The sequence below is a fragment of the Streptomyces diastaticus subsp. diastaticus genome, assembly GCF_011170125.1.
Classification (GTDB): Bacteria; Actinomycetota; Actinomycetes; order Streptomycetales; family Streptomycetaceae; genus Streptomyces; species Streptomyces diastaticus.
The window spans coordinates 211610-233474 of the sequence record NZ_BLLN01000002.1 but is presented as its reverse complement, the minus strand read 5'-3'; the positions used below and the strand labels follow the sequence as shown (position 1 = coordinate 233474).

Annotated in this window: 23 protein-coding genes and 1 riboswitch; of the genes, 12 read left to right on the top strand and 11 right to left on the bottom strand. The window is 74.9% G+C overall.

From position 1 onward, the window contains the following. The first annotated feature begins 308 nt into the window (after positions 1 to 308). A complete protein-coding gene (locus Sdia_RS02800; RefSeq protein ID WP_100456276.1) occupies positions 309 to 590 on the top strand; it encodes a DUF3263 domain-containing protein in 282 nt (93 codons plus the stop codon). Positions 591 to 645: 55 nt separating this feature from the next. After that, positions 646 to 1503, top strand: a complete 858-nt coding sequence (gene otsB / locus Sdia_RS02795; protein WP_189500124.1) for a trehalose-phosphatase — start codon at positions 646 to 648, stop codon at positions 1501 to 1503. A 13-nt stretch (positions 1504 to 1516) separates the two neighbouring features. On the opposite strand, the gene Sdia_RS02790 is transcribed toward otsB, so the two are convergent. Together Sdia_RS02790 and Sdia_RS02785 are read right to left on the bottom strand one after the other, a co-directional pair. After that, positions 1517 to 2968, bottom strand: coding sequence for an alpha,alpha-trehalose-phosphate synthase (UDP-forming) (locus tag Sdia_RS02790; RefSeq protein WP_100456274.1), 1452 nt, complete (start codon positions 2966 to 2968; stop codon positions 1517 to 1519). 175 nt (positions 2969 to 3143) lie between these two features. Continuing rightward, the gene (locus tag Sdia_RS02785; protein WP_100456273.1) at positions 3144 to 4163 is read right to left on the bottom strand and encodes a glucosyl-3-phosphoglycerate synthase; all 1020 of its coding nucleotides are present in this window, start codon (positions 4161 to 4163) and stop codon (positions 3144 to 3146) included. A 310-nt stretch (positions 4164 to 4473) separates the two neighbouring features. Then, positions 4474 to 4632, top strand: a riboswitch (SAM riboswitch). Positions 4633 to 4649: 17 nt separating this feature from the next. On the opposite strand from Sdia_RS02785, the gene thrC reads away from it, so the two are divergent. The 5 genes from thrC to Sdia_RS30670 all read left to right on the top strand — a co-directional run bounded on the left by thrC (position 4650) and on the right by Sdia_RS30670 (position 9326). Then, entirely contained in the window at positions 4650 to 5960 is a 1311-nt protein-coding gene (gene thrC / locus Sdia_RS02780; protein WP_100456272.1) for a threonine synthase, read from the top strand. A 53-nt stretch (positions 5961 to 6013) separates the two neighbouring features. Beyond that, a complete protein-coding gene (locus Sdia_RS02775) occupies positions 6014 to 6292 on the top strand; it encodes a MoaD/ThiS family protein (RefSeq protein ID WP_100456271.1) in 279 nt (92 codons plus the stop codon). A gap of 442 nt (positions 6293 to 6734) precedes the next feature. Beyond that, a complete protein-coding gene (locus Sdia_RS02770) occupies positions 6735 to 6938 on the top strand; it encodes a cold-shock protein (protein ID WP_003949956.1) in 204 nt (67 codons plus the stop codon). A gap of 504 nt (positions 6939 to 7442) precedes the next feature. Then, complete coding sequence (gene groL, locus Sdia_RS02765; RefSeq protein WP_100456270.1) at positions 7443 to 9065, top strand: chaperonin GroEL; 1623 nt, start codon at positions 7443 to 7445, stop codon at positions 9063 to 9065. Between the two features lie 183 nt (positions 9066 to 9248). Continuing rightward, a complete protein-coding gene (locus Sdia_RS30670; RefSeq protein ID WP_370443954.1) occupies positions 9249 to 9326 on the top strand; it encodes a 50S ribosomal protein bL37 in 78 nt (25 codons plus the stop codon). 106 nt (positions 9327 to 9432) lie between these two features. On the opposite strand, the gene Sdia_RS02760 is transcribed toward Sdia_RS30670, so the two are convergent. After that, positions 9433 to 9918 carry a hypothetical protein gene (locus Sdia_RS02760; RefSeq protein ID WP_100456269.1) on the bottom strand — a complete coding sequence of 162 codons (486 nt, stop codon included), beginning with the start codon at positions 9916 to 9918 and terminating at the stop codon, positions 9433 to 9435. 207 nt (positions 9919 to 10125) lie between these two features. Between Sdia_RS02760 and Sdia_RS02755 the strand changes: the two genes are divergently transcribed. Both Sdia_RS02755 and Sdia_RS02750 read left to right on the top strand, forming a co-directional pair. Then, entirely contained in the window at positions 10126 to 10368 is a 243-nt protein-coding gene (locus tag Sdia_RS02755; protein ID WP_185393286.1) for a hypothetical protein, read from the top strand. Then, the gene (locus Sdia_RS02750; protein WP_100456267.1) at positions 10365 to 10628 is read left to right on the top strand and encodes a hypothetical protein; all 264 of its coding nucleotides are present in this window, start codon (positions 10365 to 10367) and stop codon (positions 10626 to 10628) included. Before Sdia_RS02755 ends, Sdia_RS02750 begins: the two co-directional genes overlap by 4 nt. Positions 10629 to 10851: 223 nt before the next feature. Here Sdia_RS02750 and Sdia_RS02745 read toward each other — a convergent pair whose 3' ends face one another. The 4 genes from Sdia_RS02745 to Sdia_RS02730 form a co-directional block, all read right to left on the bottom strand. Continuing rightward, positions 10852 to 11397, bottom strand: a complete 546-nt coding sequence (locus Sdia_RS02745; protein ID WP_100456266.1) for a VOC family protein — start codon at positions 11395 to 11397, stop codon at positions 10852 to 10854. 352 nt (positions 11398 to 11749) lie between these two features. Then, positions 11750 to 13375 (bottom strand): PTS transporter subunit EIIC, encoded by a 1626-nt coding sequence (locus tag Sdia_RS02740; RefSeq protein ID WP_100456265.1) that lies wholly within the window; start codon positions 13373 to 13375, stop codon positions 11750 to 11752. A 43-nt stretch (positions 13376 to 13418) separates the two neighbouring features. Continuing rightward, entirely contained in the window at positions 13419 to 14381 is a 963-nt protein-coding gene (gene murQ / locus Sdia_RS02735; RefSeq protein WP_100456264.1) for an N-acetylmuramic acid 6-phosphate etherase, read from the bottom strand. A 61-nt stretch (positions 14382 to 14442) separates the two neighbouring features. Continuing rightward, positions 14443 to 15366 (bottom strand): MurR/RpiR family transcriptional regulator, encoded by a 924-nt coding sequence (locus Sdia_RS02730; protein ID WP_124287555.1) that lies wholly within the window; start codon positions 15364 to 15366, stop codon positions 14443 to 14445. A 381-nt stretch (positions 15367 to 15747) separates the two neighbouring features. Between Sdia_RS02730 and Sdia_RS02725 the strand changes: the two genes are divergently transcribed. Further along, positions 15748 to 16458: a histidine phosphatase family protein gene (locus tag Sdia_RS02725; protein ID WP_115067761.1), complete on the top strand. Its 711-nt coding sequence runs from the start codon at positions 15748 to 15750 to the stop codon at positions 16456 to 16458. 212 nt (positions 16459 to 16670) lie between these two features. On the opposite strand, the gene Sdia_RS02720 is transcribed toward Sdia_RS02725, so the two are convergent. Next, entirely contained in the window at positions 16671 to 17441 is a 771-nt protein-coding gene (locus tag Sdia_RS02720; protein WP_100456261.1) for a hypothetical protein, read from the bottom strand. A 58-nt stretch (positions 17442 to 17499) separates the two neighbouring features. On the opposite strand from Sdia_RS02720, the gene Sdia_RS02715 reads away from it, so the two are divergent. Continuing rightward, positions 17500 to 17859 carry a DUF8819 family protein gene (locus tag Sdia_RS02715; RefSeq protein WP_100456260.1) on the top strand — a complete coding sequence of 120 codons (360 nt, stop codon included), beginning with the start codon at positions 17500 to 17502 and terminating at the stop codon, positions 17857 to 17859. Positions 17860 to 17869: 10 nt separating this feature from the next. Continuing rightward, positions 17870 to 18139 carry a DUF4031 domain-containing protein gene (locus tag Sdia_RS02710; protein WP_100456259.1) on the top strand — a complete coding sequence of 90 codons (270 nt, stop codon included), beginning with the start codon at positions 17870 to 17872 and terminating at the stop codon, positions 18137 to 18139. A 246-nt stretch (positions 18140 to 18385) separates the two neighbouring features. On the opposite strand, the gene Sdia_RS02705 is transcribed toward Sdia_RS02710, so the two are convergent. The 3 genes from Sdia_RS02705 to Sdia_RS02695 form a co-directional block, all read right to left on the bottom strand. Next, a complete protein-coding gene (locus Sdia_RS02705; protein WP_185393287.1) occupies positions 18386 to 18838 on the bottom strand; it encodes a DUF6234 family protein in 453 nt (150 codons plus the stop codon). Positions 18839 to 18923: 85 nt separating this feature from the next. Further along, the gene (locus tag Sdia_RS02700) at positions 18924 to 20024 is read right to left on the bottom strand and encodes a GNAT family N-acetyltransferase (protein ID WP_100456258.1); all 1101 of its coding nucleotides are present in this window, start codon (positions 20022 to 20024) and stop codon (positions 18924 to 18926) included. Positions 20025 to 20064: 40 nt separating this feature from the next. Beyond that, the gene (locus tag Sdia_RS02695) at positions 20065 to 21303 is read right to left on the bottom strand and encodes a Cmx/CmrA family chloramphenicol efflux MFS transporter (protein ID WP_115068209.1); all 1239 of its coding nucleotides are present in this window, start codon (positions 21301 to 21303) and stop codon (positions 20065 to 20067) included. Positions 21304 to 21865 lie beyond the last annotated feature (562 nt).

Sequence of the window (21865 nt, the reverse complement as noted above, 5' to 3'; positions counted from 1 at the left end):
GCCGCGCGCTGCCCGACGCGGGACCGCGGCCCGGCCCGCGACGGCCGTACGGGCCTGCGCAGCCCCGGCGGCGGTACCCGCCCCCGGCACCGCCCCGGCCGCCCTCACCCGCTCGCCCCCGCCCCACCGCCCCGGCCGGCGGTACGGCCGGCGGACGGGTGAGGGCGCAAGCCCCACAGCCCCGGCGCGCCCCGCCCCCCCGGTTGCCGCACCGCCCGGCCCCGCCCCCTCAGGCCGGCCAGGCCGCCCCGTCGACACCGAGGCACACCCCTCGGGCGCCGCAGGCCCGCCGCACATAGGCTGACCGTATGACCGACCACGAGCCCGCCCCCTCCCAGGCGCAGACGCCCCAGGAGCCGGACTCCGGCGGCCTCAGCGACCAGGACCGTGCCGTCCTCGCCTTCGAGGCACGCGGCTGGCAGCGCCCCGGCACCAAGGAACGCGCCATCCGCGAGCAACTGGGCCTCTCGCCCACCCGCTACTACCAGCTCCTCGGCGCCCTCCTCGACGACCCGGCCGCCCTGCGCCACGACCCGGTCACCGTCAACCGCCTCCGCGAACGCCGGGCCGCCCGCCGCGCCGCCCGCTGACCCGGCCGGGCGTGCCCCATGGGCAGCCGCGCCTGTGCTCGGTAGGGTCGGCCGCATGGCCAGCCCCGCGCGCCCCTCGCCCCTGCCCCTGCCCGACACCGCCGCCGGGCGGGAGGGACTGGAAGCCCTGCTGGCCCGGCCCGGCGAGGCCGTGGTCGGGCTGGACTTCGACGGCACCCTCGCCCCGATCGTCTCCGACCCCGAGCGGGCCGGGGCCCACGCCGACGCCGTGCCCGCCCTCGCCCAACTGGCGCCCCTGGTGCGCTCGGTCGCGGTCATCACCGGGCGACCCGCCGAGCAGGCCGTGCTGCTGGGCGGTTTCGCCGACGAGGCCGGGCTCGGCCACCTCACCGTGCTCGGCCACTACGGCGCCCAGCGCTGGGACGCCGCCACCGGCGAGCTGCACACCCCCGAAGCGCCCCCCGGCCTCGCCGCCGCCCGCGCCGAACTGCCCGCCGTGCTGGCGGACGCCGGGGACCCGCCCGGCAGCTGGACCGAGGACAAGGGCCAGGCGTTCGCCGTCCACACCCGCCGCGCCGACGACCCCGAAGGGGCTTTCGCCGCCCTGCGCGGCCCCCTCGGCGGCCTCGCCGACCGCCACGGCCTCCATCTGGAGCCGGGCCGCCTCGTCCTGGAGATCCGCCCGCGCGGCGTCGACAAGGGTGTCGCCCTCACCGCGTACGTCGAGGAGACCGGCGCCGGGGCCGTGCTCTACGCCGGGGACGACCTCGGCGACCTGGCCGCCTACGACGCCATCGACCGGCTGCGCGAGCGGGGCGTGCCCGGCCTGCTGGTGTGCAGCGGTGACGAGGTCCCCGAACTGGCCTCCCGTGCCGACCTGGTCGTGCGGGGGCCCGGCCAGGTCGCCGCGCTGCTGGCGGGGATCGCCGAGACGGTCCGCCGGTCCTCCTGAGGCGCGGTGCCGGTCAGCCGCCCAGCGCCTCCAGCTGGTCCAGGAACCAGCGCTGGGGCGGCAGGGCCGTCGCGGCGGCCGCCAGGCGCTTGCTGCGCTCGGCGCGCTCCGAGGGCGGCATCATCAGGGCGTCGTGCAGGGCGCGGGCGGTGGCGCTCACGTCGTACGGGTTGACCGGCAGGGCGTCCTCGCCCAGCTCCTCGTAGGCGCCCGCCTCCCGGGAGAGCACCAGCGCCACACCCGCGTCGGAGACCACCGGGACCTCCTTGGCGACCAGGTTCATGCCGTCCCGGATCGGGTTGACCAGTGCCACGTCGGCCAGCCGGTAGGCGGCCAGCGACCGGGCGAAGTCGTCCTCGACGTGCAGCACCACCGGGGTCCAGCCGACCGTGCCGAACTGCTCGTTGATCTCGTCCGCGAGCGCCCGCACCGAGGCGGTGTACTCGCGGTAGACGGCCAGGTCCTGGCGCGAGGGGTAGGCGAAGGCGATGTGCACCACGCGACCGGTCCACTCCGGGTGGTCGAGGAGGAGCTGACGGTAGGCGAGCAGGCCGCGGACGATGTTCTTCGACAGCTCGGTGCGGTCCACCCGGACGATCGTCTTCCGGTCCGGCTGGCCGATCTGCTCCCGCAGTGCCCCCAGCCGGTCGTCCACATCGGTGCGGTGCGCCCGCTCCCGCAGGAACTCCGCGTCCGCGCCCAGCCCGTACACCCCGATCGCCGTCCGGCGCCCGTCGTACGACAGCTCCGCGCCACCGGCGCGTTCGGCGCCGAGGACGGACTGCGCGCAGTCCATGAAGGCACCCGCCCAGCGCTTGGTGAGGAAACCGAGGCGGTCCGCGCCGAGCAGGCCGGACAGGAGCTGGGCGGCGATGTCGTCGGGCAGCAGCCGGAAGTAGTCCGGCGGCGCCCACGGGGTGTGCGTGAAGTGCGAGATGCGCAGGTCGGGGCGGAGCGCGCGGAGCAGCCCCGGCACCAGCGCCAGGTGGTAGTCCTGCACCAGCACCGCCGCGCCCTCGGCCGCCTCGGCGGCCAGCGCCTCGGCGAACGCGCGGTTGTACGCCTCGTACGCCGCCCACTGCTCCCGGAACTCCGGACCGAAGGCCGGCTCCACCGGCGTCTGGTACAGCAGGTGATGGACGAACCACAGCACGGAGTTGGCGATGCCGTTGTACGCGGCGGCGTGCGTCTGCTCCGGGATGTCGAGCATCCGGACGCGCTGGCCGCCGGTGTCCTCCGGGTCCAGCGTGCCCGTCCCCGCCCGGCGGGCCGCCTCGCGGTCCCCCTCGCCCAGCGCGGCGCACACCCACAGCGTGGAGGCGTCCGAGCCGATCGCCGAGAGCCCCGACACGAGCCCGCCCCCGCCGCGCTTGGCGTCCAGCCCGCCGCCGGGCAGCAGCCCGTACGAGACGGGGCCGCGGTTGGAGGCGACCAGAATGCGCGCACTGTCAGCAGAAACAGCCATGCGGGCTACCTAGCCCCTTCCCGGGAGGCGTAAACGCCTGCCTCCCTCTCGCGCTTCGCTCGCCGCCCGACACGCCCCTCCGCTCCCGAGGCCGGTTGGTCGCGGGGCGGCCGGTCGGTGGGTGCGGGACGGCCCGGCCGGGGCGGGTGCCGCCCCGGCCCGGCGGTGTGTGTGCTCAGCCTGTTCTGCGGTGGTACGGGGCCGGAGGGCGGGTGTGGGCGGTGTGTTCGGGGAGGGGGTCCGGCGGGGGGTCCGTCAGACGGCCGCCGCGGTACTCGGTGATCTCGATCATCGGGGGTCGCTCCTCGGTGTCGACCTTCGTGGTGCGGGCGGCGAAGCCCTCCTCGCCGCGCTCGAACTGGGTCAGTTCCGGGCGGACCAGGTGGCCGCGGGCCAGCCGGAGCTGGGCGGTGCGGTAGATGGCGGCGGCCATGCGGCCGAGGGCCAGGCCGTCCTGGTGCCGGTGGACGCGGACGCCCACGTCGACCTGGGCCAGCGCGTCCAGTCCCACCGTGTGCAGGGCGTCCACCAGCAGACCCAGCTCCACGCCGTAGCCGACGGGGAACGGGAGCTGCTCCAGCAGGCCCCGGCGGACCGCGTACTCGCCGCCCAGCGGCTGGACGAAGCCCGCCAGGAGCGGCCAGTGCAGGTTGAGCACCGGGCGGGCCATGAGTTCGGTGACGCGGCCGCCCTGGCCGGCGGCCGAGCCGAGCGGGCGGTCGTACATCGCCTTGACGAAGTCGACGTCCGGGTCGGTCAGCAGCGGACCGACGATGCCGGAGACGAAGTCCGGCGAGAACTCCTTCAGGTCGGCGTCGACGAAGCAGACGATGTCACCGCTGGTGACCAGCAGTGACCGCCACAGCACCTCGCCCTTGCCGGGCAGGGCGGGCATCCTCGGCAGGATCGCGTCGCGGTGCACGACCCGGGCCCCGGCGTCGGCGGCCTCCCGCGAGGTGCGGTCGGTGGAACCGGAGTCGATCACCACCAGTTCGTCGACGAGCGGCACGGCCTCCATCAGCGAGCGGCGGATCTCCGCCACGATCGCCCCGACCGTCGCCTCCTCGTTCAGCGCGGGCAGCACGACGCTGATCGTCGACCCGCTGCCGCGTTTGGCCGCCACCAGTGCGCTCAGCGGCCGGTCGGCGGCGGACCAGGACCGCTTGGTGAGCCAGCGCTCCACCTCTTCGAGCACGTGATCGTCCCCTCATGTCCGGGTCATGTCCGAGGCCATGTCCTAGGTGATGTCCCATGATCCCCCCGCGCCTCCGCGCGGCCTCGGGGGAGGGCGCGCGACCGAAGACGCGACCGACTACGAGGGGGCGGGCGGGCCGGCCGCGCTGCCGGCCCCGGGTCCCATCTCGCGGTTCGGACGACCCACACAACTGTCCAAGCCGTCGGTTACAGTCTTGAACAACGCGCGTGACCATCGCATGTCGAGAGACGTGCGCGGTGCGCACGACAAACGCGTTCGGCCCCGCCAGACAAGGGATCCGACGCCATACCGCTCATCCAGAGGGGCAGAGGGACACGGCCCGTTGAAGCCCCGGCAACCCTCCGGTCGGTACTCCCGACGCGTGTTCCACCCGCGTCCGGCGAGGCTCCCGGCTCGGGAAGGTGCCAATTCCGTCTCGCGGCGAGATGCGTCGCGAGGAAGATGAGGAGAAAGGGCCTCGCCGTCATGGCTGTGCACACCGTCGCCACCACCCCCGCCACCCCCTCGCAGGACGCCCCCGCGGTCGACCTCGGTCCCGCCGTCGCCCTCTCCTGCCGCGAGTGCGGCGAGCGCTTCCCGCTCGGCCCGGTCTTCGCCTGCGTGAGCTGTTTCGGGCCCCTGGAGGTCGCCTACGACCTGCCGACCGGTGACCCGCAGGCCCTGCGCGCCGCCATCGAGGCCGGCCCGGACAACATCTGGCGGTACGCCCCGCTGCTGCCCGTCCCCGCCGACGTCGCCACCAAGCCCAGCCTGAACCCGGGCTTCACCCAACTGGTCAAGGCCGACCACCTCGCCGCCGAGCTGGGCGTCACCGGCGGCCTGTACGTCAAGGACGACTCCGGCAACCCGACGCACTCCTTCAAGGACCGCGTCGTCGCCATCGCCGTCGAGGCCGCCCGCGCCTTCGGCTTCACCACCCTCTCCTGCTCCTCCACGGGCAACCTCGCGGGTGCCGTCGGCGCCGCCGCCGCCCGCGCGGGCTTCCGCTCCTGCGTCTTCATCCCGCACGACCTGGAACAGGGCAAGGTCGTCATGGCCGCGGTCTACGGCGGCGACCTGGTCGGCATCGAGGGCAACTACGACGACGTGAACCGCTTCTGCTCCGAGCTGATCGGCGACCCGCTCGGCGAGGGCTGGGGCTTCGTCAACGTCAACCTGCGCCCGTACTACGGCGAGGGCTCCAAGTCCCTGGCCTACGAGATCGCGGAGCAGCTCGGCTGGCGGCTGCCCGACCAGATCGTGATCCCGGTCGCCTCCGGCTCGCAGCTCACCAAGATCGACAAGGGGTTCAAGGAGCTGATCGCGCTCGGACTGGTCGAGGACCGCCCGTACAAGATCTTCGGTGCCCAGGCAGAGGGCTGCTCGCCGGTCTCCACCGCCTACAAGGCCGGGCACGACGTGGTCCGCCCGCAGAAGCCCGACACCATCGCCAAGTCGCTCGCCATCGGCAACCCGGCCGACGGTCCCTACGTCCTGGACATCGCCCGGCGCACCGGGGGCGCCGTCGAGGACGTGGACGACGCGCAGGTGGTCGACGCCATCAAGCTGCTCGCCCGCACCGAGGGCATCTTCGCGGAGACCGCGGGCGGCGTGACCGTCGGCGTCACCCGCAAGCTCGTCGAGGCCGGGCTGATCGACCCGTCCCTGACCACCGTCGTCCTCAACACCGGCGACGGACTGAAGACCCTGGACGCCGTGGCGCCCACCACCGGGCCGACCGCGACGATCCGGCCCGACCTGGACGCGTTCCGCGCCGCAGGGCTCGCCACCTCCTGACGCCGCCCGCGTCCCCACCCGTCCCGTCGCCCCAGCTTCCGGAAGGCACTCCCATGAGCGTCAACGTCCGCATCCCCACCATCCTGCGCACCTACACCGACGGCCGGTCCGAGGTCGCCGCCGAGGGCGCGACCCTCGCCGAGGTCATCGCCGACCTGGAGAAGAACCACGCCGGCATCGCCGCCCGCGTCCTCGACGACCAGGGCAAGCTCCGCCGCTTCGTCAACGTCTACGTCAACGACGACGACGTCCGCTTCGAGCAGGGGCTCCAGACCGCCACGCCCGACGGCGCCGGCATCTCGATCATCCCCGCCGTCGCCGGCGGCTGCTGAGCCGCCGCGCCACACCGGCGCACCCGCACCACCGAATTGCCCTCTCCGCTCCATTCCCCCCGGGGAAAGCGGAGGGGGCAATTCTGCATGGTTGAACGCGATAGAGTTGGGGAACAGCCTCCCGCGTTTGTGCCGGGAGCATATGAGCCGCCGTTCTTTCCCCGGCGAACAGCGGACGAAGTGGCCCAGGCATTCGCCCCCTTGCGTGCCTTTTGCCGGGCCCGACTTGCCCGCAACTCCGGTGCATCCTCCCGGTTCCGTCCTTCTCCGGCCCTCGGATTTCTCGTCCGACTGACCTGTTGCAGACGGCAGTTGGGCAGATACATTCAGCGGCGGTCGACGCGTTCCGGCGCACACCCCCGACCGCGGGTTGGGGGGTGAGGTCTGACCCGGGTCCGCGAAGTGCGGGCCTGTGCAAGGGCCAGTAATAGGGGAGTTAGGCATGGCTCAGGGCACCGTCAAGTGGTTCAACGCGGAGAAGGGCTACGGCTTCATCGCGGTCGACGGTGGTGCGGATGTATTCGTCCACTACAGCGCGATCCAGATGGACGGCTACCGCACCCTTGAAGAGGGTCAGAGGGTCGAATTCGAGATCTCGCAGGGGCAGAAGGGGCCGCAGGCGGACATGGTCCGCGTGGCCGCCTGAGGCGCCGACCGCACCACACTCACCAGAGGGCCCGCTCCCGTGACAGGGGGCGGGCCCTCTGCCATGGCCGGGCCCTGCGCGCCGCCCGGGCTCTGCGGCCTCAGGCGCCGGCGGGCCGAGGTGGTGCGGTCCGGGCGCGACGCGGCGCCGGGGAGCGGACGGGTCGTCAGGGACCGGCCCGGCCGGCGTCCGAGGCTTCCCGGTGCCAGGAGGGGGCCCTGCTTCCCGTGGCCCGGCGCGGACGGGGCGCCCCCCGGTCGACGGGAGCGTGGCCGGAGGCCCCTGGCGCCTTGCACTCTCCTACCCCGAGTGCTAATTATTGGCGTTAGCACTCTCCGAGTGAGAGTGACAGAAGGACCGGGTCGGTGAGGTCCGCAGGCCGCGTGGGGCAAGGAACCGCGAGGCAGGCAGGCCGTCCGTCGCGGGCGCCAGCGCGGTCCGGAGTATCCACCCTCCCCCAGACAGAGTCCGGGGGGACCCCCAGTCCTGGGAGGACCACTTCACATGGCCAAGATCATCGCGTTCGACGAGGAGGCGCGGCGCGGTCTCGAGCGCGGGATGAACCAGCTCGCCGACGCCGTCAAGGTCACCCTTGGCCCCAAGGGCCGCAACGTCGTCCTCGAGAAGAAGTGGGGCGCCCCCACGATCACCAACGATGGTGTCTCCATCGCCAAGGAGATCGAGCTCGAAGACCCGTACGAGAAGATCGGCGCCGAGCTGGTCAAGGAGGTCGCGAAGAAGACGGACGACGTCGCCGGTGACGGCACGACGACCGCGACCGTCCTGGCCCAGGCGCTCGTCCGCGAGGGTCTGCGCAACGTCGCCGCGGGTGCCAACCCGATGGCCCTGAAGCGCGGCATCGAGAAGGCCGTCGAGGCCGTCTCCTCCGCGCTGCTGGAGCAGGCGAAGGACGTGGAGACCAAGGAGCAGATCGCCTCCACCGCCTCCATCTCCGCCGCCGACACCCAGATCGGCGAGCTGATCGCCGAGGCCATGGACAAGGTCGGCAAGGAAGGCGTCATCACCGTCGAGGAGTCCCAGACCTTCGGTCTGGAGCTGGAGCTCACCGAGGGTATGCGCTTCGACAAGGGCTACATCTCGGCGTACTTCGCCACCGACATGGAGCGGATGGAGGCGTCGCTCGACGACCCGTACATCCTCATCGTCAACTCCAAGATCGGCAACGTGAAGGACCTCCTCCCGCTGCTGGAGAAGGTCATGCAGTCGGGCAAGCCGCTGCTGATCATCGCCGAGGACGTCGAGGGCGAGGCCCTGTCGACCCTGGTGGTCAACAAGATCCGCGGCACCTTCAAGTCCGTCGCCGTCAAGGCCCCGGGCTTCGGTGACCGCCGCAAGGCCATGCTCGGCGACATCGCCATCCTCACGGGCGGCACGGTCATCTCCGAGGAGGTCGGCCTCAAGCTCGAGAACGCCGGCCTGGACCTGCTGGGCCGCGCCCGCAAGGTCGTCATCACCAAGGACGAGACCACCATCGTCGACGGTGCCGGCGACAGCGACCAGGTCAACGGCCGCGTCGCGCAGATCCGCGCCGAGATCGAGAACAGCGACTCGGACTACGACCGCGAGAAGCTCCAGGAGCGTCTGGCGAAGCTGGCCGGCGGCGTGGCCGTCATCAAGGCCGGCGCCGCCACCGAGGTGGAGCTGAAGGAGCGCAAGCACCGCATCGAGGACGCGGTGCGCAACGCCAAGGCCGCCGTCGAGGAGGGCATCGTCGCCGGTGGTGGCGTGGCTCTGCTCCAGGCGTCCTCGGTCTTCGAGAAGCTGGAGCTCGAGGGCGACGAGGCCACCGGTGCCGCCGCCGTCAAGCTGGCCCTGGAGGCCCCGCTCAAGCAGATCGCCGTCAACGGTGGTCTGGAGGGCGGCGTGGTCGTGGAGAAGGTGCGCAACCTCGCCATCGGTCACGGCCTGAACGCCGCGACCGGCGAGTACGTCGACATGATCGCCGAGGGCATCCTCGACCCGGCCAAGGTGACGCGTTCCGCGCTCCAGAACGCCGCGTCGATCGCCGCCCTCTTCCTCACCACCGAGGCCGTCATCGCCGACAAGCCGGAGAAGGCCGCCGCGGCTGCCCCGGGTGGCATGCCCGGCGGTGACATGGACTTCTGACCGGACCCGTATCCGGTCGGCCCGTCCGACACCACGCCCACCGGGGCGGTGTCCCTCCTCGGAGGGACACCGCCCCGGTGGCGTTGTCCGGCCCGCGGCCGGGATCGCCTCCGGCACCCGCGATGTGCGAGGGTGGACCCGGCCTCACGGCCAAGGGAACGTTCGAGAGAAAGGAGCGCGGTCATGTCCTCGAAGCGTCGCCGCAAGAAGAAGGCTCGCCGCAAGAACGGCGCCAACCACGGCAGCAGGCCGCAGTCCTGACTTCCGTGCGGCGGAGCTGAGGCCGGGGGAGACCCCTGAAGAGCCCGGCCCCGCCGGCACGCCCCCGTCACACCGCCACAGGCGGCAGGCGGGGGCGTCGTGTTTCTCAGCAGGGGCCGTCCTCGGCGGAGACGTGCAGGATCGACCGGTCGGCGGCCGTGTCGTGGCCCTCGTACACGTGGAGGCAGTACACGGCGGAGGTGCCGGAGCCGGTCACCGTGTAGGCGGTGCGGTCGGGGCCGGTGCCGCGGTGGACGGAGGCGCCGATGAACGGGGTGCCCGGCTGCCGGTCGACGGCGTCCTCCAGGGACCAGGCGTAGCCGAGGTCGGAGTTGTGGACGTGCGGGGCCCGGTTCATCTCCTCGGCGGCACCGTAGACCGCGCTCCGCAGTTCCTCGCGGCTCCAGCTCCCGCTGTCGTGGAGATGGAGGATGACACCGAGCGCGACGAGCGGCGCCAGCACCATCAGGGCGAGGCCGACCGGATTGCGGTGGTTGTAGACGTACCGGGCCCCGCCCAGGGCGGGCTTGAAGACCGGCTCGTACGGCTCGTCCGCCTCGTCGGGGCCGGTGCCGGGGCGGGTCGTGGTCATGGCGACCATCCTGCGGTACGCGGGTGTGCGGGGGCCCGGCGGGGGTGCGCGGGGTGGCTGTCCAACGCGCCGCGCGCGCCGTCGCCACCCCCCGGTGTGCCCGCCGCTACCCCCGGATGTGGGGAGGAGCGCCACTGTCGGGGGCCTCGGCGCGTTGAACACGCTGTGTGGGCAATCTCACTACAGAGCGTGGACGATGGAGAGGGAGTGAGCGCCGTGAACGGCACGGAGGCGCACGGCAGGAACACCGACCGGGTGGGGGCCGCCCAGGAGGCGGTGGACCGGCTCCGCGCCGGGCTGGCGGAGGCCGGGATCGTCCTGCCGTCGCTGCGGCTGGAGCCGGTGTCGAGCGCGGGGAACGACCCCGCGCCCCTCGTCGACCTCGGGCGGTGCAACGTCGAGACCGCCGACCGGCTCAGCTCCGTCCTGGAGGGGGCCCGGCAGCGATGAGCGACGACGATGCCTGTTGTGCGGACCGTGAGGAGCCGGAGGTGCCCGAGGTCGACCTGGTGGTCGGCGCCTTCGCCGTCGACGCGCGGGACGGCCGCCTCGGCCGGGTCATGGGCAGCGAGGGCCCGTACATCCAGCTCCGGCCGCCCGGCGGCGGCAAGGAGTGGGACTGCCCGCCGCGCGCGGTCCGGGCGGCCGACCGCAAGGAGGTGCTGCGCGCCAAGGTCCGGGAGGTCAACTGGGAGGGGCGGCTGCCCTGAACCGGCCGGGCACCGGTCACGGGGGACCGGCGCGCACGCACTCCGCGACTCCGCCCCGCGAGGTTCCCCGGGGAAGGGGTGAGCAGTGTGCCGCCGGTACGGGCGGTCCGCCCGGCACCGGCCGCGCGTGGCGGGAAGAGGCCGTGGGGAGCGGCGTCCGGGGGTCCCTCCCGGCGGCCGGGCGGGCCGGGTCGCGCCGGCCCCCGTGGACCGGCGAAGCCCGTCAGCCGTCCTGCCCGGCCTGCGGGCCGGATGCCGGGCGGGGCCGCCACCGCCTCCGGTCCGTGTGCCGTGCGTAGGGCTGGGGGTCCGGGTAGGTGACCAGTTCCAGGGTGCTGCCCCAGGGGGTGCGGAGGTAGGCGAAGCGGTTGGCGGGGCCCGCCTCCGGACCGGGGAGCGGGTGGGGCGGGGCGAGGGGGCGGGCGCCCGCGGCGACGGCGCGGGCGCGGGCGGCGTCGAGGTCGTCGACGTACAGGGCGAGGTGCTGCCAGCCGAGGTCGCTGGGGAGGGCGGGGGAGCGGCCGGGCGGCTCGTAGGCGAAGAGTTCGAGGCCCGGGCCGTCGGGGAGGGCCATCATGCGGATGGCGAGCTGGCGGGTGCCGGGCGGGACGCCGAGGCGCTGCTCGGTCTCCGGGCCGCCGACCGGTCCCTGGCCGGCCGGGAGCGTGTCGTACAGCACCTCGGCGCCGAGCGCGTCGACCAGGAAGCGGGTGGCGGCCTCCAGGTCGGGGACGGTGACGCCGACGTGGTCGATTCCTCGTACGGTCATCGCGCCATGATCCGGCGCCGGGGCGCGGCGGGGGCGGTGCCGCGCCGGGGAGCCCTCAGGCGGCGCGCGTCGCCGGCCGCGCCGGCGCGCCCCGCTCAGGCGCAGGTCGCCCGCACCGGGACGTTCTCCGCCGGGTGTGCCGGGTGTGCCGGGTTCCGGGTCCCGGGGACGGTGCGAGACCGCCGGGCAGGCGCATCGGGCGGAGATCGATCCCGGCGGACGGCCGGCGGCTCGCCGGCGAGCCGCCAGGTGCCCGGAGTCGAAAGCCGAGGGGCGGGGCGGAGGTGTGGTCGGGGGCTCGGGCAGGGCGGACGGCCCGCACCCGTCGGTGCGGGCCGCCCGCCGTGCGGGTTCAGCTGCTCGGCGCGGGGGCCGGTGCCGTGGCCGGGGGCGTTCCCGGGTGGCGGCCGGAGGGGTCGGCCGTGCCCTGGGGGCCGGGTCCCCCGGGCGTGCCGGCGGGCGCGTCGGCGGGCTCCGCCTCGGCGCGGGCCTCGCCGGACTCCCCGGCGTCGACGTCGGCGTCGAGGTCGGCCAGCATCTGCTTGCTGAAGCCGAAGAAGTACGTGGCGAGGAAGCCGACCAGGTAACCGGTGAGCAGACCGCCGCCGTAGACGGCGACGAGCAGGCCGAGGCTCTGGTTGCCCGCGAGGAGCGGGAAGAGGGCCCAGCCGGACGGGCCGATCGCGGTGGAGCCGACGGTGTCGCCGAGCATCGAGAAGGCGCCGATGAAGGCGCCGCCCGCCGCACCGCCCACGCAGGCGGTGATGAAGGGGCGGCCCAGCGGCAGCGAGACGCCGTAGATCAGCGGCTCGCCGACGCCGAGGATGCCCGCGGGCATCGCCGAGCGGATGGTCCGGCGCAGCGAGGCGTTGCGGCGCAGCCGCAGGTAGACGGCGACGGCGCAGCCGACCTGCCCGGCGCCGGCCATGGCGAGGATCGGCAGCAGCGCGGTGTAGCCCTGCGACTCGATCAGCGTGGTGTGGATGGGGATGAGCGCCTGGTGCAGGCCGAGCATGACCAGGGGCAGGAAGAGGCCGCCCAGCACGAGGCCGGCGAAGGCGCCGGTGTTCTCCAGCAGCCAGTCGGCGCCGGTGCCGATCCCGGAGGCGATCTGCCCGGCGACGAACATCAGGCCGAAGACGGTGACCAGACCGGCGACGAGCACCGTGACGGTCGGCGTGACCAGCACGTCCACCGCCTCCGGCACCCGGCGCCGGCACCACCGCTCGACGTACACCGCGAGGACCGCAGCGCCCAGCGCGCCCAGCACGCCGCCCTGCCCGGGTGAGAGCCGCGAGCCGAGGACCTCGACGTCGCCGACACCCGGGAAGACGATGATCGAGGCGACGGCCCCGCCCAGGATCGGTGTCCCGCCGAACTCCTTCGCCGTGTTGTAGCCGACGAAGACCGCGATGAGCGCCATGAAGCCCGAGGCGAGCGCGCCGAGCGCCGGGGTCACGCCCGGGGCCCAGCCGAGGTTGGTCAGCAGGCCGTTGACGCCCGCGACGATGCCGCAGCCGATCAGGGCCGGGATCAGCGGCACGAAGATGTTGGCGATGCGGCGCAGGAACAGCTTGAGCGGGGTGGCGTTGCGCGCCTTGCGGGCCGCCTTGAGCTCGGCGCCGCGCGCGGCCAGCTCCTCGGCGGTCACCGGGTGCGGCTCGGGAGCGGCGGCGGGCGCGGCTCCGGCGGCGGACCCGGGGGCGGGCGCGGCCGCTCGCTCCTCCTCCACCAGCGCCTCGAACTCCGGCGTGACCCGGGCGACCGTCCCGGGCCCGAGGACGACCTGGTACGTGTCGTCCTCGACCACGCCCATCACGCCGGGCACGGCCTTCAGCGCCTCGTCCTGGACGAGCGAGCGGTCCGCCAGGCCCAGCCGCAGCCGGGTCATGCAGTGGACGACGGTGGTGACGTTGGCGGCGCCGCCGACGAGCGGGAGGATCGCGGCGGCGAGGGCGCGGTTCTTGTTCTCAGCCATGGTGCGTGCTGCCTTGCTGTGCGGGGGTGGGGCGGTGGTGCGGTCAGGTGGTGCCGGGCCGGGCGGCGGCGAGCGCGTCGCGCAGATGGCCCCTGGCGTCGGTGAGCAGGCGGTCGGCGGTGGCGGCGTCGACGTCGCCGAGGAGGGTGAGGATGGCGTTCTTCACCTCGCCGCCGGTGGCGGTCAGCGCCGCCTCGATCTCCTCGTCCCCGGCGCCGGTGGCCAGCGCGACGATGCGGCGCGAGCGGGCCCGCAGCTTCTCGTTGGAGGCGCGCACGTCGACCATGAGGTTCCCGTACGTCTTGCCGAGCCGGATCATGGTGAGCGTCGAGATCATGTTGAGCACCAGCTTCTGCGCGGTGCCGGACTTCAGCCGGGTCGAGCCGGTCAGCAGCTCCGGCCCCACCACGACCTCGACGCCGTGGTCGGCGGCGGCCGCCAGCGCGCTGCCCGCGTTGCAGGAGAGACCGACGGTGAGCGCGCCCGCCCGCCGGGCGTACGTCACGGCGCCGACCGCGTACGGCGTGCGGCCCGAGGCGGAGATCCCGACCACCGTGTCGTCGGCGGTCAGCGCCAGCTCGGCCAGGTCCTCGGCGGCCAGTTCGGCGCTGTCCTCGGCGCCCTCGACGGAGGTGACCAGGGCACGGGGGCCGCCCGCGATGAGGCCGACGACCTCGGCGGGGTCGGTGTTGAAGGTGGGCGGGCACTCGCTCGCGTCCAGCACGCCGAGCCGCCCGGCCGTACCCGCGCCCGCGTAGACGAGCCGTCCGCCGCGCGCCATCCGCTCCGCGATCCGGTCGATGGCGGCGGCGATCCCGGGCAGCGCGGCGGCGACGGCGGCGGGCACCGTGGCGTCCTCCGCGTTCATGGTGCGGGCGATGTCCAGGGTGGGGAGCCGGTCGATCTCGGCCAGCTCGGGCCGGAACGCCTCGGTGGTCAGCGTCTCCAGTTGGGCACGGAGACCGCCGTCGGACGAGGCGTCTTCACGGGCGGTGGTGTCGGTCATCGGGCGGGCTCTTTCGGTGCGGTGTACGGGGTTCCGGGCGGGAGCGACGGGCGGTACGCGGTCAGCGGCGTCCGGAACGCGGGTCGTGGCGGTGCGCCAGCGCCTCGTACGAGGCGGACAGCGCGGGCGCCGCCGTCTCGTAGGTGCGCTGGGCGACGCCGACGAAGAGACAGTCGACGACGAGGAGCTGGCTGGTCCGCGAGGACATCGCGGCCGGCCGCAGCTCGCTCTCGCGCGCCGTGGAGGTGGTGAGCAGGTGGTCGGCGTACTGGGACACGGCGCCGTCGGGCCGCCCGGTCACCGCGATCGTGGTGGCGCCCCGCTCGAAGGCGGTGCGCAGCGGCTCGATCACGTCGCCGGTCGTACCGGAGTGGGTGATGGCGATCGCCACGTCACGCGGGCGCAGCTGCACGGCGTTGGTCACCGCGAGGTGCGGATCGGCGTGGGCGTGGGCGATCAGACCTATCCGCAGCAGCTTCTGCGCCAGGTCCTGCGCGACGAGGCCGGAGGCGCCGATGCCGTAGATGTCGATGCGCCGGGCCCCCGCGAGCGCGTCCACGCACGCCGCGAGCTGCGCGGTGTCGAGCCCGGCGGCGGTGTCGGCGAGGGTCTGCTGCTCGTCGTGGGCGAGCTTGGCGACCACCTCGGCCAGCGAGTCGTCCACCGCGATGTCGGCGGTGACGGCCGGGGACTGGCCCGACTCCTGCTGCGCGGCGAGTCCCGCCAGCGCGAGCCGGAGGTCCCGGTAGCCCGGGTACCCGAGCAGCCGGGCGGTCCGCACCACGGTCGCCTCGCTGGTCCCGGTCAGCTCCGCGAGCCCGGTCACGGTCAGGGCGGAACACCCCGCCGGGTCCCCGGCCACCGCCTCCGCGACGCGCTGCATCGACCGGGTCATGGACGGCGCCAACGTCCTGACCTTGGCCGCGAGCGCCGCAGGAGCGGGCGGCGATCCCTGCCCGAAACTTTCCTTCACGTTACTGGTCACCTCTGAAAGGTATTTTCAGGGCTGGGGTTTGGCAAGGGGTGGCGGCGCTCCGGGCACGGCGACGGCCCGCCGGACCGCCCGGGAGGCGGGGTGGCCCGGCGCGGGAGCCCCCACGCGCGGGGCGACGCCGGACGGTGCGGCGGCCACGCGGGAGCGGGCGGGACAGCCGAGGGCCCCTCGCTGGCCCGTCCGGACCGGGCCCGGGCCCCCGCCTCGTCCTCTCCCCGCGCGGCGCCGGCCGGCGAGGGCGCCGGGCCGCCGAGTGCCGTCGGCCGCGCCGGGATCCGGGCGGCCCGGTGTGCCGGGTGGCGTACCGGGGGAAGGGCTGGACGAGCGTCGCGCGGCGAGGCGATCCCGCCTCCGGTCACGAAGGGACCCAGCATGTCCACCCCTCACCCGCCTCTGCCCACCGTCACCCGTCTCGGCTCCGTCAGCGTCGTCCGGCACGGGGAGAGCACGGCGAACGTGCGGTACGCGCGGGCCAAGGAGAGCGGGGACGTGTCGGTGCCGGAGGGGCGGACCGAGGACACGCCGTTGACGGAGCGGGGGGAGCGGCAGGCGGCCCGGTTCGGCATGTGGCTGGCCGGCGCGATCGGGGCGGGGAACGGGCCCGGGCTGGTGGTGTGTTCGCCGTACGTGAGGGCGCGGCGGACCTGGGAGATCGCGGCCGGGGTCTGCGAGGAGCGGGGGCGGGCGGTGCCGCCGGTGGTGTACGAGGAGCGGGTGCGGGACCGGGAGAACGGGGTGTTCGCCCTGCACTCGGCGCCCGCGTGGCGGGCGGCCGATCCGCGAGAGTGGGCGCGGCGGGAGCAGAGCGAGGAGTGGACGTACCGGCCACCGGGTGGCGAGTCGCTGGCGGACGTGGCGCTGCGGGTGCGGGGGCTGCTCGGTGACCTGGACGCGGTGGCGGCGGGGCGGCGGGTGCTGATCGTCGCGCACGACGCGGTCGCGGTGGCCGTGGCGTACGTGCTGGAAGGGCTCGGTGCGCCGGTGCCCGACCGGCCCCAGGTGGCCAACGCCTCCGTCTCCGCCTGGCACAACGAGGGCGGCCGGCTGGTGCCGGGGGTGTGGAACGGCACCGGCCACCTCTAGAAGGCGGCTGCACCTCCCGCACGGCGCCCGCGGCGCCCGGCACGCACGCTCGCCGCACCGGCCGAAGGCCCGAGTGGCTCCGCCACCAGGACCGGCGGCCGGCAGGCCGGGAGCCCGCACCGGCCACGGCGGGCACCGCACAGGAGGTCAGGACACCCCCCCGGCCGAACCCGCCGAGCCGTGCCGGATTCCGCTGGTCCCCGGGGGCCCGGTCAGCTCTCGAGCGTGAACGCGAGGTCGTCGTAGCGACGTTCCGCGATCTCCTCGGGTGTGCCCGAGATGTAGGTGATGAGGTCGTCGCCGGAGACCGTGCCCCACGGGACGGCCACGAGGAGTACGTCCCCACGGTCCTCCAGCGGGTCGTGCCAGGCGGGGGAGTGGCCGCCGAGCTGGACGTCGTGGCCCCACCCCACGTCGACCAGCGACTCCACCTGCTCGATCAGGCGGTCCACGAGCCCGGCCCGCCCCTCGTCCCCCTCGGCGTAGTCGGCCGCTTCCGCCACGTGCGACCGGTCGAGCCAGCGGGGGCAGGTGGTTCCCGGTACGGCGTAGAGCGGGAAGGGTCCACGGCGCGTCTGGTCGTCGTCCCGCTCCGGGCGGTGGCGTTCGACGGTTTCCGTGCCCGTCGGCACGTGGAGGAAGAAGCCCCCGTCGTCCGTGGTCTCGGTCAGGACCGCCACGTGGCCCTCGGTGGGGAAGTCGACGTCGAGGACGCCGGTGGGCAGGGCGGCGCAGTCCAGGGTCAGCACGTGCGGGACGTAGTCGGGGACGTCCACGCCCTGCGGTATCCGGGCGGGGCCGCCCACCCGGGCGGCCGGACGGGCGTCCTTGCGCAGCTCTTCCGGCAGCGCCTCGTACGGGCAGAGGTGGACGCAGGGGCGCAGCAGGCGGGCGAACCCCTCGGTCACCGGATCGGGCAGGCCGAGGGCCCGCCCGGCATCGCGGACGGCATCGCGGACGGCTTCGTGCGTGGTCGCAGTCATGGTCGTCACCGTGCCATGCCCCGCCGACAACGCCCGTGCCGCGAGGGACAATGGGCCCATGAACGACATGGCGCGGACGGAACAGGCCCTGCACACCGCCCGGGCGGCGCTCCTCGCCGACCTCGGCGCGCGCTCCGCCGAGGAGGCCGACCTGGTCGAGGACGCGGTGGCCGGGCGGCGCTGGTGGGTCGAGCAGTGGCCGGAGGGCGCCGCGTACGTCACCGGGCTGGTCGCGCAGGACGTGCAGGACGCCCTGCTGGAGCGGGTCGGGCGCTGGCCGGTCTGCCCGGTCTGCGGGGACGAGGACCCGCACGCGCTGGACGTCGAGCCGGAGCTGGGCGAGGACCCGCACTGGGTGTGCGGCAAGGCCGGGGCCGTGATCGCGCCGGTCGGCTCGCTCGGCGGCGCCACGGGCTGACGCGGCGCCCGTGATCTACATCGACCCGCCGGCCTGGCCCGGCCACGGCCGCCTCTGGTCGCACCTGGTCAGCGACGTCTCCTACGAGGAGCTGCACGCCTTCGCGGCCCGGCTCGGGGTGCCGCCGCGCGCCTTCGAACGGGACCACTACGATCTGCCCGCCCACCGGTACGACGAGGCGGTGCGGGCCGGGGCCGCCGAGGTCTCCAGCCGCGAGGTGGTGGTGCTGCTGACCCGGGCGGGGCTGCGGCGGCGCAAGCGCTGGGGCGGCGCCCGGTAGCCGCCCGGCCCGGGCGGTGCCGCTCCCGGTGCGGGCGGTGGTGAGGCGGGGAGGCGACGAGGCACCGCGTCCCCAGGCCGAGAAGGGGCGGGACTCGGGGGCAAGGACAGTGCCCGGCGCCCCTGGCAGGCTTCCCTCTGCGCCCGGCGGGGGGCCGGGTCGCGGCGCGGCGCATCGGCGCCTCCCGGCGGGAGACGGGGAGGGGCCGGGGAGGGGCCGGGGCCAGGGCGCCGGCCGGAGCCCTGCTCACCCGCCCAGGTGCGCGCACTCCCGGCTGTCGTCCCCGCTGCGGCAGCCGGCCACGCCCGGCGCCGCCGGTGGCGGTTGGTCACGGGCGGCCCCGCGGGCCTCCAGGGTGGCGCCGACGAGGGCGGCGCCGATCAGCGAGGCGGCCATGAGCCCCTGTGTGACGGCCACGCCCCACTCCCGGCGGCGGCCCGAGGCGAACGCCGCCGCGCCCGCGCAGAGTCCGATCGCGGCGAGGGCGAGCAGGTAGGGGGTGGGGGAGACCTCGGGGGCGGGCGTCCCGGTGTCGAGGTGGAGGGCGGCGCCGAACCAGAACAGCAGCACGGCCGCCGCCGACGCCGTCTCCAGCACGACCAGCCCGAGCGCCACTCCGAACTGGGCGAGCGGGCCCAGCGGCGCATGGCCGGCGGGCCGGGCCGGAACGCCGCCGGACTGCGGTGAACTCGGTTTCATGACCAGTACCTTGGCGTGCCGGAGGGACGCGCGCACGAGTAGTGGTACTCAGCGCGCGCGGCCCGGCCCGGAGCCATCGGTGTCATCAGCCCCGCCGTTCGTACCGCAGGTCCACACCCTCGCCCAGGTCCTGGAGGACCGGAGGGTCGGCCAGGAGGAAACCGGCGCGGCGCAGGACGCCTTGGGAAGCCTGGTTGCCGGGGTCGACGCGGGCCCGCAGGGTGGGGGAGCCGGGCTGGCCCAGGCCCCACACGGCGAGGGCGCGCAGGGCGGCGGTGGCGTGGCCGTGGCCGCGCGCCCGCTCCTGGAGGCCGTAGCCGACCTCGGCGCTGCCCGTCCCGTCCGGCGGCCCGTGGAACCCGACCGTGCCGAGCGCCCGCTCGTCGTGGCGGCGGACGACCACGAAGGTGCCCCAGGCGGGCCGGTGCGTGCCGCGGGCGTAGGCCCGCGCCACCATCGCCCCCGCCGCGCGGCTGCCCTCGTCGGGGTCGCCGCCGAGCCAGGTGTGGCCGGCCGCGCCGCCGACGGCCAGGTCCATCGCGGCGGCCGGGGAGAGCTCGCGCAGCTCCAGCACGTCCGCGCCGTCCTCGACGGGGAGGACGATCGCGTTGTGCCAGTGCCAGGCGGTGACCCGGGGCCGTGCCGGGAGGTCGCCGCGGCCGGTCGCCCACAGCAGGGTACGGGCCGGGTCGGGGCCCGGCTGGACGTGCGGGAAGAGATGGGCCAGCAACGACCGGCTGAGCCGGGACGGCGGCAGCCAGTGGTCCACCCCGAGCCCGCGCGCGATGTCGTAGGTGTGCAGCAGCACCTCGGCGACGCCCATCCCCGCGAAGCCCGTCCGGTCCCCGGCCCCGTAGGCGAACGAGTGCCAGCCGCGCACCCCCGGCGGGGTGGTACGGACCACCGCCGAGAGCAGGCCGCCGGTCGCGGTGACGACGCCCACCGCGTCCTCGTTGCTCAGCCCCTCGTCGAGGGTGATGCCGTAGCCGACGTACCCGGAGGTGGCACGGCCGGTCAACTGCCCCGCGTAGGCGATGAGATCGTCCGCGACGTGCTCGACGGTGCACCGCACCGACCACTCCAGGGAGCCCGCCGGCACCGCCCAGTCGCGGTCCGCGACCGACCGCAGCAGCTCCGCGCACTCCGCGACCGCCTCGTCCACCTGATCCGCGCCCATCTCCAGCATGGACCGAGCGTAGGCGCCGCACCCGCGCCCTGCAGCGGTTTCACGCGGTGCCCGGCACCGGCGCGGCCTGCTGGTCGGGCGCGGACCGGCGGCGCGAGCGGGCCGCGACCCGGCTGCGCCCGCGGCCCCGGCCGCCGCCCTTGCCGAGCCGCAGCGCGAGCGCGACCGAGGCGATGCCGACCAGCAGCATGGCCGCGCCGGCCCAGGCCGTCGACGGGTAGCCGAGACCCGCGTCGATGACGGTGCCGCCGAGCCAGGGGCCGCCGGTGTTGCCGAGGTTGAAGGCGGCCGTGGTGGTGGCACCGGCCAGCGTGGGGGCGGCGCCCGCGACGTTGAACATGCGGGCGTTGAGCGCCGGGGCGGTGTAGAAGGCGGAGAGGCCCAGCAGGAAGGAGAGGGTGACGGCGAAGGCGGCCGTGGAGGCCAGCAGGGCCAGCGCGGTGAGGAAGACGGCGGAGGCCGCCATCCCGCTCAGCAGCACGCCGAACAGGTGCGCGTCGGCCACCCGCCCGCCGATCGCCGTGCCCACCAGCGCGCCCGCGCCGAAGAGCGCCAGCACCCAGGGCACCGACGACTCCGCCAGCCCCGCCACATCGGTGAGCAGCGGCGCCATGTAGCTGAAGGCGCAGAAGACGCCGCCCGCCGCGAAGGCCGTGGCGATGATCGCCAGCCAGACCTGCCGGTCGGCGTAGATCGCCAACTCCTCGCGCAGCACCGGCTTCTCGGCCGGACGCGGAAGATGCGGAACCCGCGCCACGACTCCGACCAGAGCCACCGCCGAGGCCGCCGCCACCGCCCAGAAGGCGGAACGCCAGCCGAGCTGGTCGCCGAGGAAGGCGCCCATCGGCACCCCGAGGACGTTGGCGACGGAGAGCCCGCCGATCATCACGGCCATCGCCCGCGCCCGCGAGGTGACCGGCACCATCGCGATGGCCACGGCCGCGCCGACCGCCCAGAACCCGGCGCAGGCCAGCGCGCTCACCACCCGGGAGGCGAACAGCACGGCGTACGAGGGTGCGAGGGCGCCCGCGACCTGGCCGAGGCCGAAGACGGTGATGAGCGCGACCAGCGTCAGCCGCCGAGGCAGCCGGAGCGTCGCCACCGCCAGCAGCGGCGCCCCCACCACCATGCCGACGGCGAACGCCGATATCAGCAGCCCCGCCTGCGGAATGGTGACGTCCATGTCGCGTGCTATCGGAGGCAGCAGCCCCGACAGCATGAACTCGCTGGTGCCGAGGGCGAAGACGGCGAGGCCGAGGACGTAGACGGCCAGAGGCATGGGCTCGCGGGAGGGGCGCGCGGCCTTCTCCGGGGCGGCGGCCGGCCGCGGCGCGGCGTCCGAGGCGGCGCCGGCGGGGTCGAGGGAGGCGGGGTCGGGCTCGCGATGCTGCTCAGCTGAATCGGACACGTGGGGGCAACGGCCTTCAGGGGAACGGCATTCCCCGGCTCACGCGCCCCCGGACCGGCGACACGGACGACCCGCGGCTCTCGGCCGCTGCGGACAGGGGCCTCCGCAGCCCGGGCCTGAACGGCAGACGGGGAGGGAGGAGAGTGGTCCGGGGCCCGGCGCGCCCGGCCGGCAGGTGCGTGGTGACCGGGCACGTCCCGACTCCCGGGCCGAGGCGAGGGCGGCGGCGCTGAAGGGCCGCGTCCGCGGTGACTGCGAGGTTCTGACGAGTTTCGTCGACGGCTGCGGCGCCGACGCCCACAACCCCAGAACCGGCAGACACCACGGTGGGAGCGGCGACACACAGGGCGAGACCACACGCGGTGCCATCGCCCGCGTCGGCGGTGGCCGGTGGATCACCCGGGTGTGCACGACACGCCAGGGAGGCTCTCCT